Annotated in this window: 13 protein-coding genes; 9 read left to right on the top strand and 4 right to left on the bottom strand. The window is 65.3% G+C overall.

The annotated features are described in order from the left end of the window. Positions 1–4: 4 nt before the first annotated feature. Both CHB96_RS18735 and CHB96_RS18730 read left to right on the top strand, forming a co-directional pair. Positions 5–1342, top strand: a complete 1338-nt coding sequence (locus CHB96_RS18735) for a DNA polymerase IV (protein ID WP_089248995.1) — start codon at positions 5–7, stop codon at positions 1340–1342. A 151-nt stretch (positions 1343–1493) separates the two neighbouring features. Next, the gene (locus tag CHB96_RS18730) at positions 1494–1982 is read left to right on the top strand and encodes a WKL family lipoprotein (protein ID WP_245865859.1); all 489 of its coding nucleotides are present in this window, start codon (positions 1494–1496) and stop codon (positions 1980–1982) included. 77 nt (positions 1983–2059) lie between these two features. Here CHB96_RS18730 and CHB96_RS18725 read toward each other — a convergent pair whose 3' ends face one another. Together CHB96_RS18725 and CHB96_RS18720 are read right to left on the bottom strand one after the other, a co-directional pair. Next, entirely contained in the window at positions 2060–2806 is a 747-nt protein-coding gene (locus tag CHB96_RS18725; protein ID WP_089248991.1) for a hypothetical protein, read from the bottom strand. Then, a complete protein-coding gene (locus CHB96_RS18720) occupies positions 2806–3657 on the bottom strand; it encodes a hypothetical protein (RefSeq protein ID WP_089249207.1) in 852 nt (283 codons plus the stop codon). The genes CHB96_RS18725 and CHB96_RS18720 overlap by 1 nt, the downstream gene beginning before the upstream one ends. Positions 3658–3819: 162 nt before the next feature. On the opposite strand from CHB96_RS18720, the gene lspA reads away from it, so the two are divergent. From lspA to dnaE, 4 genes are all read left to right on the top strand, one after another. Further along, positions 3820–4437 (top strand): signal peptidase II, encoded by a 618-nt coding sequence (gene lspA, locus CHB96_RS18715; RefSeq protein ID WP_371829031.1) that lies wholly within the window; start codon positions 3820–3822, stop codon positions 4435–4437. Then, complete coding sequence (locus CHB96_RS18710) at positions 4434–5360, top strand: RluA family pseudouridine synthase (RefSeq protein ID WP_089248989.1); 927 nt, start codon at positions 4434–4436, stop codon at positions 5358–5360. The genes lspA and CHB96_RS18710 overlap by 4 nt, the downstream gene beginning before the upstream one ends. Then, positions 5357–6019 carry a hypothetical protein gene (locus tag CHB96_RS18705; RefSeq protein WP_089248987.1) on the top strand — a complete coding sequence of 221 codons (663 nt, stop codon included), beginning with the start codon at positions 5357–5359 and terminating at the stop codon, positions 6017–6019. Before CHB96_RS18710 ends, CHB96_RS18705 begins: the two co-directional genes overlap by 4 nt. 137 nt (positions 6020–6156) lie before the next feature. Beyond that, positions 6157–9693, top strand: a complete 3537-nt coding sequence (dnaE, locus tag CHB96_RS18700) for a DNA polymerase III subunit alpha (RefSeq protein WP_089249203.1) — start codon at positions 6157–6159, stop codon at positions 9691–9693. Positions 9694–9766: 73 nt separating this feature from the next. Here the strand turns inward: dnaE and CHB96_RS18695 are convergent, their stop codons facing one another. After that, on the bottom strand, positions 9767–10015 hold the full coding sequence (locus tag CHB96_RS18695) for a hypothetical protein (protein ID WP_089249201.1): 249 nt from the start codon (positions 10013–10015) through the stop codon (positions 9767–9769). Between the two features lie 142 nt (positions 10016–10157). Between CHB96_RS18695 and CHB96_RS18690 the strand changes: the two genes are divergently transcribed. From CHB96_RS18690 to ilvA, 3 genes are read left to right on the top strand one after another with little or no spacing between them, the layout of a single operon-like run. Next, positions 10158–10610, top strand: a complete 453-nt coding sequence (locus CHB96_RS18690; protein WP_089248985.1) for a nitroreductase family deazaflavin-dependent oxidoreductase — start codon at positions 10158–10160, stop codon at positions 10608–10610. Beyond that, positions 10607–12376 carry a pyruvate dehydrogenase gene (locus tag CHB96_RS18685; RefSeq protein WP_089248983.1) on the top strand — a complete coding sequence of 590 codons (1770 nt, stop codon included), beginning with the start codon at positions 10607–10609 and terminating at the stop codon, positions 12374–12376. Before CHB96_RS18690 ends, CHB96_RS18685 begins: the two co-directional genes overlap by 4 nt. Before the next feature lie 49 nt (positions 12377–12425). Continuing rightward, complete coding sequence (gene ilvA, locus CHB96_RS18680) at positions 12426–13787, top strand: threonine ammonia-lyase IlvA (protein WP_089248981.1); 1362 nt, start codon at positions 12426–12428, stop codon at positions 13785–13787. On the opposite strand, the gene CHB96_RS18675 is transcribed toward ilvA, so the two are convergent. Then, entirely contained in the window at positions 13775–14311 is a 537-nt protein-coding gene (locus CHB96_RS18675; protein ID WP_089248979.1) for a TetR/AcrR family transcriptional regulator, read from the bottom strand. The genes ilvA and CHB96_RS18675 overlap by 13 nt on opposite strands. Position 14312: the final 1 nt, after the last annotated feature.

Below are 14312 nucleotides of genomic sequence, written 5' to 3'. Positions count from 1 at the left end.
GGGCATGACCGACGCGCGCAGTAAGCGGTGGGTCCTGCATCTCGACATGGATGCGTTCTTCGCGTCCGTCGAGCAACTGACCCGTCCCACGCTGCGTGGCCGCCCGGTGCTGGTCGGCGGCGCGGGCGGGCGAGGCGTCGTCGCCGGATGCAGTTACGAGGCACGGGTGTTCGGTGCTCGGTCGGCGATGCCGATGCACCAAGCGAGACGGCTCGTCGGGGCGGGTGCCGTCGTGCTTCCGCCTCGCGGTGCGCTGTACCAGGTGCTGAGTCGTCGTGTGTTCGACAGTCTTCGTACGCGTATGCCCGTGCTCGAGCAGTTGTCGTTGGACGAGGCGTTCGGTGAACCGGCGGAGCTTGCCGGAGCGACCGTTTCCGAGGTCGAGGAGTTCTGCGAATCACTGCGAACGCTCGTCCGCGACGAGACGGGCCTGATCTGTTCGCTCGGTGCCGGTGCGGGCAAGCAGATCGCGAAGATCGCGTCGGGACTCGCCAAGCCCGACGGCGTCACCGTGGTGTCTCCTGCTGAGCAGACGGCGTTGATGGCCGCGCTGCCGGTGCGCAAACTGTGGGGCATCGGCCCCGTCGCGGACGAGAAGCTACGACGGCTCGGCATCGACACCATCGGGAAGTTCGTGGCGACTCCGGAATCCGAGGTGGCGTCGATCCTCGGCGGAACCATCGGCCCGAGTCTGCACAGACTGGCACGAGGCATCGACGATCGCGCGGTCGCCGAACGCGCCGAGGCCAAGCAGGTGAGCGCGGAGACCACCTTCGCCCACGATCTGGTGACGATGGCGCAGCTTCGCGCGGCCGTCGACAAGAGCGCCGACGCCGCACATCGACGGCTGCTGAAGGACGGCCGGGGGGCCAGGACCATAGTCCTCAAACTGCGTAAGGCGGATATGGGCATCGTCACCAGGTCCGTGACGCTCCCGTACGCGACCGTCGACAAGCAGACCATCGTCGCTGCGGCGCAGCGCCAAGTACTCGACCCGGTGGAACTCGGACCGATCCGTCTGGTGGGAGTCGGTCTGGCCGGCTTGTCCGCCGTGCAACAGGGATCACTGTTTCCGGAGCTCGACCATGATTCGGACGACGTCCCCGCGCCCGCGCAGACGACGTCGAACATTGTGGCTTCGGTAAGAGAACAGGGTCCGAAGTGGCATCCGGGTATGGACGTAAGGCATCCTGAACACGGACACGGATGGATACAGGGGGCAGGCCACTCCGTGGTGACTGTTCGATTCGAGACGCGATCGTCGGGACCGGGTCGCGCTCGTACTTTCGCGGAGGGGGACACGTTGCTCGAGGTCGCGGACGCTCTCGACAGTCTCGAATGAGCTACTGGCACGCGAAAGCTACCGGTGAGTATGCATTTCCTGGCCGCGTGCGATTCGTCCTGGCATAGTGGAACAGCCTGACGAACGACGAAAATGACCCACAAGAACTGAAGGGACCAAGCAGTTGAAGCTTCGTAACACCCGAAGGGCCATGGTTGCCGGCGTCGCGATCGCAGCAGCGTTGACGATGACCGCATGTAGCTCCGACGAGGGCGGCGGCAACGAGACGACCACGACCGCGGCTTCCGCGACGACGTCGGCGTCCGCAGCTCCCGAGGCGAACAGCGACTACCCGCCGGTTCCCACCGCCGAAGAACTCAACGAGCGACTCGCCCGCGGTCTCGATCCGGCAGTCCCCGTCGAGGAGAAGGCTCAGCTGATCCAGGGCGCCGAAGCCGATCCCGAGCTCATCAACCAGGTTGCCGCCGCTGCCGTTCAGAACGGCGCACAGATCGTCATCACCAGCGTCGACGACCTGGGCGACGGAACGCTCAACGCCGGCGCAACGCTCACCATCGGTGGCCAGGCGAACCCGGGTAACTTCACCTTCGTCGCAGAAGACGGCGTGTGGAAGCTCTCGAAGGAGAACGCCTGCAGCTTCGTTCAGCTCGCACAGCTGACGTCGCCTGCCTGCGCCTGACGCTCGACGTTCACCGCTTCACCCGATGCCGGTGTTCGCTCCCCGAGTGGGAGTCGAACACCGGCATCGGCCGTTTTTCATGCTCCCAGGCTGACGCCGCGAATGCCGTCGACGGCCGCCTGGGCCAGCGCCGAGAGGGTCGCGTCGTCGACGCCGTCCTGGTCGGTCGCAACGACCTGGACCACGGTCGAATCGACGACGGCGACCACCACATCCGACACGAGCGTGAACCCGCCGCTCTCGATCTTCAGCCGCGCCGTCACCGACGCGTCACCTGCCGTCACGTCGCCGTCGCGGCCTTCGAGGGTGTACGAGATGTCGATTCCGTCGGCGTCGGTGCCGGTGAACGAGCCGCAGTCGGCGAACGCGGCCTGCACGGCGGCGAACGCGTCGGCTGCGCCGCGGCCGGTGTAGCTGGCCGCGTCCTCGTCGATCGACGAGAAGTCCGGTCCCGAGTAGCGGACCTCCGCCGACGCGGCCGCGTCGGCGAATTGCTGTGAGATCGGTGCCAGGACGTCGGCGCATCGCTGTGGGTCGGTGCCCGACCGGTCGGGATCGTCGTAGCCGGGTGCCGGATCGAGACCGAGGTCGCGGACCGGGTCAGGAATGACGGTGTAGCCGGGCGGCAGTGACTCCAGCGGGATCATCGCGGACTGCAACACCGTCGAGTCGGTGATGGCAGGCCCGGCCAACGGATCCGGTGCGGCGACGGCCGCAGGAATCGGTGCTGCCGACGTCGTCGCGGGTTCGTCCGCACTGTTACCGCAGGCCGCGCAGATCACGGCGCAGGCACCGACGACAGCGCCGAGTCGCACACGACGCATCACGTCGTCGTCCAGCGAAGCGAGTCGGTGATGTTCTGGCCGAGGACCGTGGTGCCCTCCGGATCGCTGTATCGCTGCGTTCCGCCGACGGACACGTCGCCCGCAACGGGAAGCGGCTTGGTCAGGTCGAGCTCGACGGTTCCCGAACCCGACATGACGTAGGAGTCGATGGCGAGGCTGCCCGCGTCGTCGGGAAGTTCGAGGGTCGTCGACTCGGGTGTCTGGTCGATGCGCAGATCCACCGTCAGACGGTTGCCGTCACGGGCGCGCAGTGTCGCCGTCGTGACCTGGTTCAGCGTCACGCCGCTGATGACCTGCTGTTCGACGGTCCACACGGCACCGACACCGACGTCGCCGTCGGGATAGGACACCGACCGGTAGACGGCCTGGTTGAGCGCCTGCTCGATCGCTGCACGAGCCGAGTCCTGGGCCTGCTCGGACGGTGTGATGCCGAGCGCCGTCACCGCACCCGTGTCGGTCACCGTCAATCCGGCCGAGGATCCTTCCGAGGGGGCCAAAGCGTCGGTCAGGCGTTGATCCGCCGACGTGGGCTTTCCGATCGTCAGGGCGACCTGATCGCCATCCGGCGTCGCCGTCAGCGGAAGTGTCAGTTCGGGCGTCGAGAAGTCCTGCACGGCCTGGTCGTCGATCTGCTGCGTCACCTTCGAGTCGGTGGTCAACTGCACCGATTGTTCGCCGTCGTACGCGGGAGTGAGCGGCGACCGCGGCTCGGCACCGGGCTCCACCAGCGTCGTGGTCACCGGAGTGACCGGAAGAGACACACTCGTCGGCACGTCGGTACTCGAGGTGTCGGTTGTCGTGTCGCCGTCGGACGAGCTGCAGGCGGCCATCACCGCCGCCGCGGTGACCAGCGTCGCGAGTGCACGCAGACGTCGTGTCGAGGTTTCGGAAGTCGAGATCACGGCACCAGGCTACGGATGCGTCTCGTGCACGTGCGGCAGTGCACAGGTCCGGATGCGTGGTGCGGGCAGCCGATGCGACATGATGGAGGGGTGAGTGACGACCGCCCGACCGATTCGAATCCTCCCGACAAGCCTGCCGACGAGACTGTGGAGACGCCCGCAGCAGACGACGCCGTCGCGGCGAAGCCCCTGCGCACTCGGTTGTTGATTCTGATCGCCGCCGCCATCCTCGCGTTCGATCTCGTCACCAAGATCGCCGTCGTCCACTGGATCCGGCCCGGTAATCCCGTCGAGATCATCGGCGACGTCGTGACACTGCGTCTCGTCCGCAACCCGGGTGCCGCGTTCTCGATGGCGACAGGCATGACCTGGCTGCTGACGATCGTCGCGGTCTGCGTCGTCATCGGTGTCATCCGCATCGGGCGCACCCTCAGGTCGCCGCTGTGGGCGCTGGGCCTCGGACTCGTTCTCGGCGGTGCACTGGGCAACCTGATCGATAGGTTCTTCCGGTCTCCGGGACCGCTGCAGGGCCACGTCGTCGACTTCGTGTCCGTCGGATGGTGGCCGGTGTTCAACGTCGCCGACTCGTCGATCGTCTGCGGTGCAATTCTGCTCGTCGTGCTGAGCCTGTTCGGATTCGAGCCGAACGGCATGCGCGTGCAGTCGAAGAAGAAGGACTCTGCTTCGGCCCCGGCGGCCGACGAATGAGGGAATCACGGTCGATGCCGGTTCCCGACGGCCTCGACGGCATGCGCGTCGACGCGGGGGTGTCGCGATTGCTCGGTTTGTCGCGCAACGTCGTCGCGACGCTCGCCGAAGAGGGCTCGGTTGCCGTCGACGGCACCGCGGTGGGCAAGTCCGACCGCCTGTCCGCGGGCACGTGGCTCGAAGTCGAGCTGCCCGAACCGGCCCGTGAGCTGACGATCGAGGCCGAACCCGTTCCCGGAATGGACATCCTCTACGCCGACGACGACATCGTTGCCGTGGACAAGCCGGTGGGTGTCGCCGCGCACGCGAGTGTCGGATGGACCGGCCCCACGGTCATCGGTGGCCTGGCCGCTGCCGGCTATCGAATTTCGACGTCGGGCGCGCACGAGCGCCAGGGCATCGTGCACCGCTTGGACGTCGGAACGTCGGGTGTGATGGTGGTCGCGACATCCGAACGCGCGTACACGCTGCTCAAGCGAGCGTTCAAGCAGCGAACCATCGAGAAGCGGTATCACGCACTGGTGCAAGGGCATCCGGACCCGAGCAGCGGCACCATCGACGCGCCCATCGGCAGGCACGGTAGCAACGACTGGAAGTTCGCGGTACGGGCGGACGGCAAACCGAGCGTGACGCACTACGACACGATCGAAGCATTCCAGGCTGCGAGTCTGTTGGACGTGCACCTCGAGACCGGGCGTACACACCAGATCCGCGTGCATTTCTCGGCGCTGCGGCACCCGTGTTGCGGCGACCTGACGTACGGCGCGGATCCACGGCTCGCCGAGCGTCTCGGCCTCGAACGTCAATGGCTGCACGCGAAGTCGTTGGGCTTCGCGCACCCGTCGGACGGCCGCTGGGTGGAGATCGAGAGCACGTATCCGGCCGACCTCGAACATGCGCTCGAGGTACTGCGGAACGCATGAAACGGGTGGCAGGGCTCGTCGAGGGCGTCGTGCTGGTCGCGGCGGCCGTCGGGCTGTGTGCCGTCGTCGGCATCGCGTCACCTCGCCCTGTCCCCGGTGTGAGTACGGACCGGCTCGGACCCGACACAGGGGAGACGGTCACCGAGTACGTCGACCGTTCGCGCGCGGGCGTCGCGGAACTGACCGACACCGAGCAGCATTGGGCTCTCGTGTCCTTCGACACGTACCTCTCGCCTCGGGCAGCTGCGGAAGCGGCAGGCGGTGAACGCATCGCCCAGGTCGTGATTCGAGTGCCGCTCGATCGTGTGCAGACACGGGTGCTCACGATCGGTGTCCCGGGCAGCGTCATGTCGGTCGTCGACGCGCTCGACGTCGCGGCCACGGAACTGAACGCGGGTGTCGGCCAGTGGGATCGGCAATCGCAGATCGACGCGGCGTCGGTCTCGCGTCTCGCCGACGGCTGTGATTGTGTCGTCGGTCTCGTCGTGCGGGCCGACCCGTCGGCGCTGTCGACGATGGCGGATTCGCCGGGTGTACGGGCTGTCGAGGCGTTGCCTGCCGACGCACGTGCAGGTCACTTCGCCGTTCGTGCTTTTCTGCCGGACTACACCGACGTCGTCGGTGCGCTGCCCGACGACGGCCCCATCCCGCCCCCGTAGGAACAGCTCGAAAACGGGCCGCAGACACGCGGGGTGGGGACACACCGACGACTGCGATTCTGTCGCAACCTCGTAATACAGTGGGTGCACTCCCGCACGACCCCGCTGTGCCGCTCGACCCTCAGGAGAGAACCTTCGTGGCTGACTCGTTCGTTCATCTGCACAACCACACCGAGTACTCGATGCTCGACGGGGCGGCAAAGATAGCGCCGCTGTTCGCAGAGGCGAACCGGCTGGAGATGACGGCCGTCGGCATGACCGACCACGGCAACATGTACGGCGCGAGCGAGTTCTACAACGAAGCCAAGAAGGCCGGCATCAAGCCGATCATCGGCATCGAGGCCTACATCGCTCCCGAGTCGCGGTTCAACAAGAAGCGTGTCCTGTGGGGCGATCGCAGCCAGAAATCCGACGACGTCTCCGGCAGTGGCGCCTACACGCACATGACGATGGTCGCCGAGAACGCGACGGGCGTCCGCAATCTGTTCAAACTGTCGTCGTTGGCGTCGATCGAGGGCCAGCTCGGCAAGTGGGCCCGTATGGACGAGGAAATCATCGCCTCGCATGCCGAGGGAATCATCGCGACGACGGGATGCCCGTCGGGTGAGGTGCAGACCCGCCTTCGCCTCGGGCAGGATCGCGAGGCTCTCGAAGCCGCTGCGAAATGGCGTGAGATCTGGGGTCCCGAGAACTTCTTCCTCGAGCTGATGGATCACGGTCTGTCCATCGAGCGACGCGTGCGCGAGGGCCTGCTCGAGATCGGCAAGAAACTGTCGATCCCGCCGCTCGCCACCAACGATTGCCACTACGTCACCAAGGATGCAGCCGAGAACCACGAGGCACTGCTGTGCATCCAGACCGGCAAAACGCTGAGTGACCCCACTCGATTCAAGTTCGACGGTGACGGTTACTACCTCAAGTCCGCCGCCGAGATGCGCGAACTGTGGGACGACCAGGTCCCCGGAGCCTGCGACAGCACCCTGCTCATCGCCGAGCGAGTCCAGCCGTACGACGACGTCTGGGCCCACCGCGATCGCATGCCGATCTTCCCGGTTCCCGAGGGCGACACCCAGGGGACCTGGTTGACGAAGGAGGTCGACAAGGGCCTGGAGTGGCGATTCCCGAACGGCGTCCCGCAGGAGTACCGCGACCGCGCCAAGTACGAGATCAGCGTCATCCTCGAAATGGGTTTTCCGGCGTACTTCCTCGTCGTCGGTGACCTCATCTCCCATGCCCGCGAGGTCGGCATTCGCGTCGGGCCGGGTCGTGGTTCGGCCGCAGGGTCGCTCGTCGCTTACGCGATGGGTATCACCAACATCGATCCGCTGCCGCACGGTCTGCTGTTCGAGCGATTCCTCAACCCCGAGCGCGTGTCGATGCCCGATATCGATATCGACTTCGACGACCGTCGCCGCGGTGAAATGGTGCGCTACGCCACCGAGAAGTGGGGCAGCGACCGCGTCGCGCAGGTCATCACGTTCGGAACCATCAAGACCAAGGCTGCGATCAAGGACTCCGCGCGAGTGCAGTTCGGTCAGCCGGGGTTCGCGATCGCCGACCAGATCACCAAGGCGCTGCCGCCGCCCATCATGGCGAAGGACATCTCGGTCGCCGGTATCACCGACCCGGCGCACGAGCGGTACAAGGAAGCAACGGAAGTTCGAGCGCTCATCGACTCGAACCCCGACGTCGCGACGATCTACAAGACGGCACGCGGCCTCGAAGGGCTGATCCGTAACGCAGGCGTCCACGCCTGCGCGGTGATCATGTCGTCCGAGCCGCTGACCGACGCGATTCCGGTGTGGAAGCGCGCGCAGGACGGCGCGATCATCACCGGGTGGGACTACCCGTCGTGCGAGGCCATCGGCCTGCTGAAGATGGACTTCCTCGGTTTGCGCAACCTGACGGTCATCGGCGACGCGATCGACAACATCAAGTCCAACCGTGGCGTCGAACTCGACCTCGACACGCTCGGTCTCGACGACCCGGCAACGTACGAATTGCTCGCTCGCGGAGACACTCTCGGTGTATTCCAGCTCGACGGCAGTGCGATGCGTGACCTTCTGCGTCGTATGCAGCCGACGGGCTTCGAGGACATCGTGGCCGTTCTCGCGCTGTACCGCCCCGGTCCGATGGGCATGAACGCGCACAACGACTACGCCGACCGTAAGAACGGTCGACAAGAGGTCAAGCCGATTCACCCCGAGCTGGAAGAGCCGCTCGCGGAGATCTTGAAGGACACCTACGGCCTGATCGTGTATCAGGAGCAGATCATGCAGATCGCGCAGAAGGTCGCCGGGTACTCGCTCGGTCAGGCCGACATTCTGCGTCGTGCCATGGGTAAGAAGAAGCTGTCGGTGCTGGAGGAGGCCTACGCGGGCTTCCGTGAAGGGATGCTGGCCAACGACTTCTCCGAGCCGGCCATCAAGGCGCTGTGGGACACCATTCTCCCGTTCGCCGGATACGCGTTCAACAAGTCGCACGCCGCCGGTTACGGCCTCGTGTCGTACTGGACCGGCTACCTCAAGGCCAACTACCCGGGCGAGTACATGGCCGGTCTGCTCACCAGCGTCAGCGACGACAAGGACAAGTCTGCGATCTACCTCGCCGACTGCCGCAAGCTCGGGATCACGGTGCTACCTCCGGATGTCAACGAGTCCGAGCTCAACTTCGCCTCGGTCGGCAAGGACATTCGCTTCGGGCTCGGTGCGGTTCGCAACGTCGGTACCAATGTCGTGGCGTCGATCATCAGGGCGCGCGAGGAGAAGAGCAAGTACACCGATTTCTCCGACTACCTGAACAAGATCGACGCGACGGCGTGCAGCAAGAAGGTCACCGAATCTCTCATCAAATCGGGCGCCTTCGACTCGCTGAATCACCCTCGCAAGGGCTTGATGTTGATTCACGCCGACGCGATCGATTCGGTGATGGGCACCAAGAAGGCCGAGGCGATCGGCCAGTTCGATCTGTTCGGTGGTGACGACGCCGACGAGTCCATCAGCTCGGTGTTCAACGTTCGTGTGCCCGAGGAAGAATGGGAATCCAAGCACCGACTGGCTCTCGAACGGGAGATGCTGGGCCTGTATGTGTCCGGTCACCCGCTGCTCGGTGTCGAGCACATGCTGGCCGCACAGTCCGACACGAACATCCCGGCGATCCTGGAGGGTGACGTCAAGGACGGCACTCAGGTGACCATCGGCGGCATTCTGGCGTCGGTGAACCGTCGTATCAACAAGAACGGGTTGACGTGGGCGTCTGCCCAACTCGAAGACCTCGTCGGCGGTATCGAGGTGTTGTTCTTCCCTCAGTCGTACTCGGTGTTCGGCGCGGATGTCACCGAGGACTCCGTCGTGTTGGTGAAAGGTCGCGTGTCCGTTCGCGACGACCGCATCTCACTCATCGCGAACGACCTTGCCGTGCCCGATCTTTCGGCAGTCGGTGTCGCGAAGCCGCTGGCGGTGCTGTTGCCGACGCGTCTGTGCACTGCCGACAAAGTGGGTGCGCTCAAGAAGGTGTTGATGAGCCACCCCGGAACATCGGACGTTCACCTGCGTCTCGTCAGCGGCGACAAGGTGACTGCGCTCAAACTCGACGACAGCTTGCGCGTCACGCCGACGTCGGCGTTGATGGGGGATTTGAAGGCTCTGTTGGGTCCGGGCTGCCTGGCCGGTTAGTAGGACCGAGAGCCGTTGCACGATATCGGCCGGTATCGACGGAATCCCGTCGATACCGGCCGATCGTGTGCAGTCAGTCGCGGTGTTCGACTGTCGAACGGTATTCGACCAGCTTCAGCGTCCACCACGCTGCGACGGTTGCGGCTGCGGCGCCGAGAACGGCGACCTGCAAAGTCATGGTGAGCGCGAGCGTGCCGACGAACACGATCAATCCGAGAACCAGGGCTTCGACCTTGTACACCGGCCACGCGGTACCTGCGATGTCGACGGTGTGCACGGTGGAACGCTGACGAGTGGGGATCCTCGGGATCGCGTAGGTCATGATCTGCTCCATTCGGCGCTGCTGCGTACTTGCTTCAGGGTATACGCACGCAAGGTTTCGGTCCACCGAAACTTTTTCCTCGGCCCGTCCCGTTCGCGCGGGGAGGTGGCGAAACGGCTGTGGCGGGTGTTCACTCGAGTACATGCCATTGACAGGTGAATACGAACCGAGCACATCCGACTGGGCACGCGAACAGGCCGAACTCCTCGAGAACTCCGGCGGCACCGAGGGCACCACGCTGCGGGGCCTGCCCGTCGTACTTCTGACGACCAAGGGCAACAAGTCCGGCAAGCTGCGCAAGACGCCACTGATGCGCGTCGAGCATGACGGCGAGTATGCGGTGGTCGCATCGCTGGGCGGTGCTCCGAAGCATCCGGTCTGGTACTACAACGTCGTCGCCGAGCCGCAGGTGGAGCTGCAGGACGGCACGGACAAAGCCGACTACGTCGCACGCGAGGTGTCGGGTGACGAGAAGGCCGTGTGGTGGGACCGCGCCGTGGAGGCGTTCCCGGACTATGCGGACTACCAGAAGAAGACCGACCGAGAGATCCCGGTCTTCGTGTTGACGCGTGCCGGCGAGGACTCCGCACGTTGAAGGTCGACACGGTTGCAGAGCAGATCGTCGCTCAACTGATCGAGGTCGGCGTCCGCCGCATCTACGGCGTCGTCGGTGACAGCCTGAACCCCATCGTCGACGCGGTCAGGCGCAGCGGGGGAGCGTCGGCAGGCGGAATCGACTGGATTCACGTCCGTCACGAAGAGGCCGCTGCCTTCGCAGCGTCCGCCGAGGCACAACTGACCGGCGAGCTGGCGGTGTGCGCCGGATCGTGTGGGCCGGGCAACCTACACCTCATCAACGGCCTGTACGACGCGAACCGCTCGGGCGCGCCGGTGCTGGCCATCGCGTCGCACATTCCGAGTGTGCAGATCGGGTCGAGCTTCTTCCAGGAAACGCATCCTGATCGGTTGTTCGTCGAGTGCTCTGTGTACGCCGAGCTGATCAGTACGCCGGAACAGTCACCGCGCGTGGTGCATTCGGCGGTGCAGCATGCGGTGGCCGCGCCGGGCGTTGCCGTCATCACGTTGCCGGGCGACATCGCGGACGAGCCGATCGGCAGGGCGGCGCCGTCGTACGTCCGGACCGCGACTCCGTCGCTCGTTCCCGCCGACACCGATGTACGACGCCTCGCCGCGGCGATCGACGAGGCGTCGACGGTGGCGATCTTCGCAGGTGCGGGTGTTCGAGACGCGCGCGCCGAGCTGCTCGAGCTCGCCGACGTTCTGGGAGCGCCTATCGGACATTCACTGCGGGGCAAGGAGTTCGTCCAGTACGACAATCCGTTCGACATCGGGATGACGGGGCTTCTCGGCTACGGCGCCGCGCACGACGGTATCCACGACGCGGACCTGCTCCTGCTGATCGGCACGGATTTCCCGTACGACCAGTTCCTCCCGGACCGGGTTCGCACGGCTCAGATCGACAGTGCGGCCGAAAACCTCGGGCGTAGAACGAGTCTCGACTACGCGGTCCACGGTGATGCGAAGAGCACGCTCGCGGCGTTGCTGCGTCTGGTGCAGCGCAAGTCGGACCGGTCGTTCCTCGAGCGCACCCTCGATCGGCACAACACTCTGATGACGAAGGTCGTGGGCGCCTACACGACGCCGGTGAAGCAGCGGACGCCGATTCACCCGGAGTACGCGGCATCGATTCTCGACGATCTCGCTGCCGACGATGCGGTGTTCACGTCCGACACCGGCATGTGCAACGTGTGGACCGCGCGCTACCTGAACCCCAACGGGCAGCGCAGCTTCCTCTCCTCGGCGTTGCACGGATCGATGGCCAATGCGCTCCCGCATGCGATCGGCGCGCAGGTCGCGTTTCCGAATCGTCAGGTCGTGTCGCTGTCCGGTGACGGGGGTCTGTCGATGCTGATGGGTGAACTGTTGACAGTCGCGATGTATCGGCTCCCCGTGAAGATCATCGTGTTCAACAATTCGACGCTCGGCATGGTGAAGCTCGAGATGCTGGTCGACGGCATTCCCGATTTCGGTGTCGACGTTCCGGCCACGGACTATGCGGCTGTCGCGGCGGCGTTGAACATCTTCTCGCGGCGCATCGAGGACCCCGCGGACATCGAGTCGGGCATCACGGCAGCCCTGGAGCACGACGGCCCTGCACTCGTCGACATCGTGACGGACCCGAACGCACTGTCGCTTCCGCCCACGATCACGGGCGAACAGGTCAAGGGATTCGCGTTGGCGATGTCGCGGATGGTCATGAACGGCGGCGTCGGGGAGGCAGTCCAGATGGCCAAGTCCAACCTGCGGAACGTGCCACTGCCGTCACAGTTCTCCCGCTGACACCAGTCCCGGCTTACGGTCGGGACTACGCTGGTGGCAGCATGGACGGGTGTCCAACTCGCCTGAAGCAGCCGTAGCACGCACCCAGTCGTTCGCCATCAGCGCGGACGACATCGACGCGGCGGCCAAGCGAATTTCGGACGTCGTCGCATCGACGCCGCTGCAGTACTGCGAACGCCTGTCCGCTGCCACCGGCGCGCACGTGTACCTCAAGCGTGAAGACCTGCAGATCGTGCGCTCGTACAAGATCCGCGGTGCGTACAACCTGATGGCGCAACTGACGCCCGATGAGCTGGCAGTCGGTGTCGTGACGGCCAGCGCAGGTAATCATGCTCAGGGCGTCGCGTTCGCGTGCCGGGCCATGCAGGTGAAGGGCCGGATCTACGTGCCGGCCAACACTCCGAAGCAGAAGCGTGATCGCATCCGGGTGCACGGGGGAGAGTTCGTCGAACTCATCGTCACCGGCGACACGTTCGACGCGGCCGCGGCGGCTGCAGCCGATGACGTCGTCCGGACGGGCGCCACGATGGTTCCGCCGTTCGACGACGAGCGAACCGTCGCGGGGCAGGGCACGATCGCGGCCGAGATCGTCGAGCAACTCGGTGCCGCCCCGGATACCGTCGTCATGCCCGTCGGCGGTGGTGGCTGCATCGCGGGAATCTCCACGTACATGCGCGAGCGGTCTCCGTCGACCGCGCTCGTCGGTGTCGAGCCGTCGGGTGCGGCGTCGATGACGGCAGCGCTCGTCGCCGGCGGACCGGTCACGCTGTCGGACATCGATCCGTTCGTCGACGGTGCCGCAGTTCGCCGGATCGGTGACGTGCCCTACGAGGCGTTGAGGTTCCTGGGCGCCGAGGTGGTCTCGCACGCGTCGCTGCCGTTGGTGACGGTGCCGTCGTTCCCGCGCGGTGACGAGGCGTCGGGCCCGTTCTTGATGACGCAGATCGACGAGGGTGCGATCTGCACGGCGATGCTCGACCTGTACCAGAACGAGGGCGTCATCGCCGAACCTGCAGGCGCACTGAGTGTTGCTGCGCTGCACCAGATCTCGGTCGCTCCCGGAAGTACTGTCGTCTGCCTGATCTCCGGTGGCAACAACGATGTGTCGCGCTACGGCGAGATCCTCGAACGGTCGCTCGTGCATCTCGGACTGAAGCACTACTTCCTGGTGGACTTCCCACAGGAGCCGGGTGCGCTGCGTCGATTCCTGGACGAGGTTCTCGGTCCGGACGACGACATCACGTTGTTCGAGTACGTCAAACGCAACAATCGAGAGACCGGCGCCGCGCTCGTCGGAATCGAGTTGGGTGTCGCGTCCGGCCTCAGTTCGCTTCTCGAGCGCATGCGGTCGTCGCGTCTGACGGTCGAGCAGTTGGAGCCGGGTTCGCCGGCGTATCGCTACTTGACCTGACCTTCGCCCAGTAGACGTTCGACCACCTTTTGGTGCAGTTCCGGATTCACGTCAGGGAGATCCATCAGCGCATTCAGGTAGATGCCGTCACCGACGAGTCGGACGATCTCGGCGGTGACAGGGTCGGCGATCTCGGCCCGTATCGCTTCGTCCCACAGTCGCATGACCTCGGTGACGGCATCCTGGATCTCGCCGGGTGTGCCGTCGATGCTGCGAAACACTGCGAGGGTGGATCGAAACAGGGCAATCTCTTTCTCTGAGATCGTCTCCGGCGGCTGCAGGTACCACTGCGCGACCGTCGTACCACCTTGCTCGGCGAGTGCTCGCTGTTCGTCGGAGCGCTCGCCGAGCCGTCGGACCATCGCGGCGATCATCGCGTCCTTGGTGTTGAAGTGGTACAGCAGGCCACCTTTGGACACCCCGGCCTTGGTTGCAACGCTCTCGAGTGTCACCTTGGTCGATCCTTGATCGAGCAGCATCTCTTCGAGCGCGTCGAGTATTCGGTCGCGTGTGTCGTGTGACATA

It is taken from the genome of Rhodococcoides kyotonense (assembly GCF_900188125.1).
Taxonomy (GTDB): domain Bacteria; phylum Actinomycetota; class Actinomycetes; order Mycobacteriales; family Mycobacteriaceae; genus Rhodococcoides; species Rhodococcoides kyotonense.
The sequence above is the reverse complement of the archived record's forward strand: the minus strand, read 5'-3'. Positions and strand labels throughout refer to the sequence as shown.

Excerpts from the sequence above, each read along its gene's own strand:
- CHB96_RS18735 (WP_089248995.1), top strand. The coding sequence starts at position 5 with ATGACCGACGCGCGCAGTAAGCGGTGGGTCCTGCATCTCGACATGGAT.
- CHB96_RS18730 (WP_245865859.1), top strand. The coding sequence starts at position 1,494 with ATGGTTGCCGGCGTCGCGATCGCAGCAGCGTTGACGATGACCGCATGT.
- CHB96_RS18725 (WP_089248991.1), bottom strand. The coding sequence starts at position 2,806 with ATGCGTCGTGTGCGACTCGGCGCTGTCGTCGGTGCCTGCGCCGTGATC.
- CHB96_RS18720 (WP_089249207.1), bottom strand. The coding sequence starts at position 3,657 with ATGGCCGCCTGCAGCTCGTCCGACGGCGACACGACAACCGACACCTCG.
- CHB96_RS18710 (WP_089248989.1), top strand. The coding sequence starts at position 4,434 with ATGAGGGAATCACGGTCGATGCCGGTTCCCGACGGCCTCGACGGCATG.
- CHB96_RS18705 (WP_089248987.1), top strand. The coding sequence starts at position 5,357 with ATGAAACGGGTGGCAGGGCTCGTCGAGGGCGTCGTGCTGGTCGCGGCG.
- CHB96_RS18695 (WP_089249201.1), bottom strand. The coding sequence starts at position 10,015 with ATGACCTACGCGATCCCGAGGATCCCCACTCGTCAGCGTTCCACCGTG.
- CHB96_RS18690 (WP_089248985.1), top strand. The coding sequence starts at position 10,158 with ATGCCATTGACAGGTGAATACGAACCGAGCACATCCGACTGGGCACGC.
- CHB96_RS18675 (WP_089248979.1), bottom strand. The coding sequence starts at position 14,311 with ATGTCACACGACACACGCGACCGAATACTCGACGCGCTCGAAGAGATG.